This window comes from Trichlorobacter sp. (assembly GCF_030247655.1).
Lineage (GTDB): Bacteria > Desulfobacterota > Desulfuromonadia > Geobacterales > Pseudopelobacteraceae > Trichlorobacter.
This window is the reverse complement of record NZ_JAOTRZ010000192.1, coordinates 1-5860: the sequence shown is the minus strand read 5'-3', so window position 1 is coordinate 5860 and position 5860 is coordinate 1. Positions and strand designations below refer to the sequence as shown.

Here is a 5860-nt window from a genome sequence, read left to right as displayed (position 1 = left end):
GCCCTGGTATTGGGTAAAAAAGAGATTGATGCCGATACGTTGGAAGAGCTGGAAGAGATCCTGATTACCTCTGATATCGGAGTAAAGACCACGGTTGAACTGATCCGCAGTCTGGAACAACGCCTCTCCCGCAATGAGCTGAAAGACGGCGCTGCCCTGCGTGAGGCGCTAAAGGAAGAGCTGCTCACACGCCTGCTGGCACATCACGCCCCGCTGAAAACCGATACTGCTGCACCGTTTACCATTCTGGTGGTTGGTGTCAATGGCGTCGGAAAGACCACCACCATCGGCAAACTGGCGGCAAAATTTGCGGCTGAAGGCAAAAAAGTGCTGCTGGCTGCCGGTGACACCTTCCGTGCTGCTGCAGCAGAACAGCTTGAAATCTGGGGAGAACGGGCCGGCGTGGCGGTTATCCGCCATCAGGAAGGGGCTGACCCGTCGGCAGTGGCCTTTGATGCCTGCAAGGCGGCAGTCAGTCGCGGCACAGAAATTCTGATTATTGATACTGCCGGGCGCCTGCACACCAAGGTCAACCTGATGGAGGAAATGAAGAAAATCTACCGGGTTATTGGACGAGAAATACCCGGCGCTCCCCATGAGACCCTGCTGGTTCTGGATGGTGCCACTGGCCAGAATGCCCTTTCCCAGGCGCGTCTTTTCAAAGAATCAGCTGGCGTAACCGGCATTGCGCTAACCAAGCTGGACGGCACGGCCAAAGGCGGTATTGTGGTGGCGGTATCCCATGAATTCAGCCTGCCTGTCCGCTACATCGGCGTGGGTGAAGGGGTTGATGACCTGCGTGAATTTGACCCCAATGAGTTTGTTGATGCCCTTTTCCACACCTCATAACCGCCACAGCACGGAACCGCCCATGCAAATGGGCCTTGACTTTGTTCAGGAAAATCAATATATTATTGCACCCTCAGAAGGAGACAGCACCGTGGAAACAGAACTTTTTGAAAAACTCGAAGAAAAAATCAGCAATCTGCTGACTAACTATACTGCTTTAAAGGAAGAAAACCGGATTCTGGCAGACGAAAACACACGACTCCGGCAAGAGCGTGAAGGCCTTAAAGGTCGTGTTGATGCTATCCTGAGTAAACTTGAAGGCGTGTAAGGCGTGATTAAGGCCCATCTGGTCACGGTACTGGGACGTGAAATCCCGGTCCGCAGTTCCGCTCCGGAAACAAAGGTGCGGGAGGTTGAGACCTTTGTAAATAGCCGAATAGAAACGATTCGTGAGCGGCTGACCACAGCCGACCCACAACTGTTGGTAACCCTGGCTTTGCTGAACCTGTCTGAATCCTATCTGGATCTGCAAGGTCGCCAGGAAGGTTCAAGCGCACTGGAAACCCGTATTGCCAGTATGCTTGAAAAAATTGATAACGTTCTGTAACAACAGCTTTATTGTAAAGCTGAATGAGCATTTGGTCTCTTCAGGGAGACTTTGATATATAAACCACTAACGCATTAACCATTTGTACCTGTTCAGTTTCCGTGGCATCAGCTGCGTACTGATATCTGCACTGGCTTATATATCCCCGGTAGGTAAGGGGCTTTCGGTAGACAGACCCATTGGGAACCACCGAACTATCCTTCCATCCTCCCTGCAGCAGACCAGACCCGGCCTCCGGGTAACCCCCTGTTTGTGTGTTTTATTGTGAGGGCCGTATGCCTAAAATGGCCTTACGACGTGATCTGCTCACGCGCCGTCGCGCTATGGATCGGACTGTTTGGCAGATTGCCAGCGAGGCGGCCCAACAGCAGTTAGCTGGCTTAAAACTGTTTCAGCAAGCTGCCTGTATCGCGCTCTACTCGCCTATTCAGCAAGAGATTGACACCGAGCTGCTGTTTGCATCGGCACGCTCTGTAGGAAAACAGGTTCTATATCCTCTGGTCTGCGGCAGCAGCCTGCAATTCAGGGAGGTTAGCGAGGCCGGGCAACGGACCTCCGGTGCCTTTGGCATTCTGGAACCTTGCAGCGTTGGTGAGGACCAGAGCCTTGCATCAGCGGATCTGATTGTGGTTCCAGGGGTTGCCTTTGATCTGCAAGGACACCGGATCGGTTTTGGCAAAGGTTACTATGATCGTTGCCTGAGCCAACTGCCAAAACACGGCATCCTTGTCGGATTATGCCATGATTTCCAGCTGTTGGAACAGATCCCGGCAGAGGAGCATGATATTAGAATGCAGTATATTATTACGGATAAACGGATTATTCAGGTAGTGACCGGCACGATGCCGGATTAACATAAAGGAGGATGAAGTATGATAACGAGTATAATCATGGCGTTGGTCATTGTTGCTGTCGCCGGTGTAGCGTATTTCGCAGGCAACCGTTTTGGACGCAAGAGCACTGAAGGACTTGTGGCGCAGGCTGAAGAACTTGCGACCCGGCTCCTTGAAGATGCCCGGCGTGAGGCAGATAATATTGCCAAGGAAGCAGAACTGACGGCCAAAGATGCGGCCCTTGAGGCAAAAGAAGCAGCAGAAGGTGAGTTAAAGGAAAAAAAGCGGGAAATTCAGGTTCAGGAGAAACGGATACAGCAGAAAGAAGAACATCTGGACAAAAAAGCGGTGCTGGTTGACCAAAAAGAGATGGATCTGCTCAAAAAAGAACAGGCAGTTTCAGTTAAAGACCAGACATTGACCGCAAAAGAAAATGAACTCTTAAAAGCTGCCGACGAACAACGTGCAAAGCTTGAGCAGATTTCCGGTATGACCTCTGAAGAAGCAAAAAACACCTTGATCGAGGCGATGGAAAGTGAAGCCAAGCATGATGCGGCCAAACGGATCAAACTGATTGAGGAAGAGGCCAAGGAAACGGCTGATAAAAAGGCAAAGGAGATCATCGCTGCAGCGATTCAGCGTTATGCCGGCGAGTATGTCTCTGAGAAGTGCGTGTCCGTGGTACCGCTGCCATCCGATGAGATGAAAGGACGGATTATTGGTCGTGAAGGCCGTAATATCCGCGCTTTGGAGGCGGCCACCGGGATTGACCTGATTATTGATGACACCCCTGAGGCAGTAATCCTGTCCGGTTTCAACCCGGTTCGCCGCGAAGTTGCCCGTCTGTCGCTGGAGAAGTTGCTGGCCGACGGCCGGATCCACCCAGGCCGGATCGAAGAAGTGGTTTTAAAATCAGAAGAAGAGGTTGAAAAAGCGATCAAAGAGGCAGGTGAACAGGCCGCCTTTGACCTGGGGGTGCATGGCATTCACCCAGAGGTGCTCAAACTGATCGGACGGCTTAAGTACCGTACCTCCTACACTCAGAACGTCTATCAGCACTCTCTGGAAGTAGCCTTCCTGTGCGGTATCATGGCAGCTGAACTGGGCATCAACGTCAAGCAGGCCAAGCGGGCCGGTCTGCTGCATGACCTGGGCAAGGCAGTTGACCATGAGATAGAAGGTTCCCATGCCGTGATTGGCGCCGATCTGGCCCGTAAGTATGGCGAATCACCCAAGATTGTCCACGCCATTGCGGCCCATCATGAAGACGAAAAGCCATCTACCATCCTGGCGGTACTGGTTCAGGCAGCTGATGCCCTGTCCGGTGCCCGTCCTGGCGCACGGCGCGAGATGATGGAATCCTATGTCAAGCGGTTGGAAGACCTGGAGCGGATCGCCACTTCCTTTAGCGGTGTCAGCGGCTCCTTTGCTATCCAGGCTGGCCGTGAGATCCGGGTCATGGTCTCCAGCGAGCAGGTTTCTGACGATCAATCGGTCATCCTTGCGCGGGACATTGCCAAGAAGATCGAGAGCGAGATGACCTATCCCGGTATGATCAAGGTCAATGTGATCAGAGAAACACGTGCAACCGAGTACGCCAAGTAAATGTCAGTCAGAATTCTTTTTATAGGTGATATTGTCGGTAGTCCAGGCAGGACAGCCATCAGCCGGGAACTCCACCGGCTGGTGGACCGTCATGCAGTTGATCTGGTGATTGCCGATGGTGAGAACGCTGCCGGTGGTTTCGGTATTACCCCGGATACGGCTGCAGAGTTGTATCGTCAGGGGGTCCACTTGCTGACCAGTGGTAATCATATCTGGGATAAAAAGGACAACTCCGGTTTTCTGGACCGCGAAGAGCGGATCATCCGACCGCTTAACTACCCCCCCGGCACGCCGGGCCGAGGTTCAACCGTCGTTGAAACCCCTGCCGGTATCAAGGTTGGTGTGCTGAATCTGGAAGGTCGGGTCTATATGAAAAACCTGGACTGCCCCTTCCGTTGTGCCGATGCAGAGCTGGAACAATTGAGAAAGAAAACATCCATTATCCTGTTGGATTTCCATGCTGAGACCACCTCGGAAAAGGCTTCCCTGGGCTGGTATCTGGATGGTCGGGTCTCTGCACTGGTGGGCACCCATACCCATGTCCAGACCGCTGATGAACGGATCCTGCCGAATGGCACCGCCTACATTACTGATGTGGGGATGACCGGCTCCTTTGATTCGGTAATCGGTGTGGACAAGGGCCAGGCGATCCAGCGTTTCCTGACCCAGCAGTCAGTCAAGTTTGACATCCCCAAAAAGGATCTGCGGATTAATGCCGTGGTGATCGGAATAGATACAAAAACAGGCAAAGCCGTCAGTATTGAACGGATTAATGCTGCCTGTTGAAAGGCATAGCACGCGGATAACGCGGATCTGGCGGATTTCCACAGATAGAAATATAAGAAAAATAGCTCATTAAATCTCTTTTTTGACTATGCCGTTGTGAGTGGTCATATCGCAAGGCAGCGAAACACTTTGGAAGTTATCCGCGCTAATCCGCTCAATCAGCGTCATCCGCGGTCTATCATCATGGCTTTTCATGCCTTTACGGAGTATCACCATGAGTATCTCTGTTGCCGAACAGATTGCCGTGATCAAACGCGGCTGTGTTGAACTGCTGATCCAGAAGGAACTGGAAGACAAACTGGCCACCGGTCGCCCACTGATTATTAAGGCTGGCTTTGACCCCACCGCACCGGACCTGCACCTGGGCCATACGGTACTGATCCAGAAACTGCGTCAGTTTCAGCAGTTAGGCCATGATGTCCACTTCCTGATCGGTGACTTCACCGGCATGATCGGCGACCCAACCGGCAAGTCCGAAACCCGGAAGGTGCTAACCCGCGAAGACGTCCTGCGTAATGCTGAAACCTACAAAGAGCAGGTCTTCAAGATCCTCGATCCGGAAAAGACCGAGGTGGTTTTCAACTCCTCCTGGCTGAACGAACTGGGCTGCGGCGGCATGATCGCCCTGGCCTCCAAGTATACGGTGGCCCGCATGCTGGAGCGGGATGACTTTCACAAGCGTTACACCACCCAGCAGCCGATTGCGATTCATGAATTCCTCTACCCCCTGATCCAGGGCTATGACTCGGTGGCCATGAAGGCTGATGTGGAACTGGGAGGCACCGACCAGAAATTCAACCTGCTGATGGGACGTGAACTGCAGCGGGAATGGGGTCAGACACCTCAGTGCGTACTGACCATGCCGTTGCTGGAAGGCCTGGACGGCGTCAACAAGATGTCAAAATCGCTGGGCAACTACATCGGCATCAGCGAGGCGCCGGATGAGATTTTTGGCAAGGTCATGTCCATCTCAGACGAGCTGATGTTGCGTTACTACGAACTGCTCTCAGACAGGAGCATTGCCGAGATTGAGCAGCTGAAGCTTGATCTGGCAGATGGCTCACTCCACCCGATGGCAGCCAAAAAGGCACTGGGTCGGGAGATCGTGACCCGTTTCCATGGTGCTGGCAGCGGTGATACTGCTGAAGAAAACTTTGTCAAACGGTTCAAGGAAAATGAGATCCCGGATGAGATGCCCCAAGTCAGTTACGGCACGGCTGCTTGCCCGTTGCTACTGGCT

At 52.9% G+C, this 5860-nt stretch carries 7 protein-coding genes; all 7 read left to right on the top strand.

Annotated elements, in window-relative coordinates:
• The coding region (gene ftsY / locus OEL57_RS13440) for a signal recognition particle-docking protein FtsY (RefSeq protein WP_300741099.1) at positions 1-849 on the top strand (849 nt) is incomplete at its 5' end.
• A gap of 22 nt (positions 850-871) precedes the next feature.
• On the top strand, positions 872-1117 hold the full coding sequence (locus OEL57_RS13435; protein ID WP_300741098.1) for a cell division protein ZapB: 246 nt from the start codon (positions 872-874) through the stop codon (positions 1115-1117).
• Positions 1118-1120: 3 nt separating this feature from the next.
• Positions 1121-1396, top strand: coding sequence for a cell division protein ZapA (locus OEL57_RS13430; RefSeq protein ID WP_300741097.1), 276 nt, complete (start codon positions 1121-1123; stop codon positions 1394-1396).
• A 275-nt stretch (positions 1397-1671) separates the two neighbouring features.
• Positions 1672-2250, top strand: a complete 579-nt coding sequence (locus OEL57_RS13425; protein WP_300741095.1) for a 5-formyltetrahydrofolate cyclo-ligase — start codon at positions 1672-1674, stop codon at positions 2248-2250.
• A gap of 18 nt (positions 2251-2268) precedes the next feature.
• The gene (gene rny / locus OEL57_RS13420) at positions 2269-3834 is read left to right on the top strand and encodes a ribonuclease Y (RefSeq protein ID WP_300741093.1); all 1566 of its coding nucleotides are present in this window, start codon (positions 2269-2271) and stop codon (positions 3832-3834) included.
• The gene (locus OEL57_RS13415; protein ID WP_300741091.1) at positions 3835-4620 is read left to right on the top strand and encodes a TIGR00282 family metallophosphoesterase; all 786 of its coding nucleotides are present in this window, start codon (positions 3835-3837) and stop codon (positions 4618-4620) included.
• A 220-nt stretch (positions 4621-4840) separates the two neighbouring features.
• Positions 4841-5860, top strand: a 1020-nt coding sequence (gene tyrS / locus OEL57_RS13410) for a tyrosine--tRNA ligase (RefSeq protein ID WP_300741100.1), incomplete at its 3' end; no start/stop codon positions are given.

What these genes read in the sequence shown, in the direction of transcription:
- OEL57_RS13435 (WP_300741098.1), top strand. Translation starts at nt 872, where the DNA reads ATGCAAATGGGCCTTGACTTTGTTCAGGAAAATCAATATATTATTGCA.
- OEL57_RS13425 (WP_300741095.1), top strand. Translation starts at nt 1,672, where the DNA reads ATGCCTAAAATGGCCTTACGACGTGATCTGCTCACGCGCCGTCGCGCT.
- rny (WP_300741093.1), top strand. Translation starts at nt 2,269, where the DNA reads ATGATAACGAGTATAATCATGGCGTTGGTCATTGTTGCTGTCGCCGGT.
- OEL57_RS13415 (WP_300741091.1), top strand. Translation starts at nt 3,835, where the DNA reads ATGTCAGTCAGAATTCTTTTTATAGGTGATATTGTCGGTAGTCCAGGC.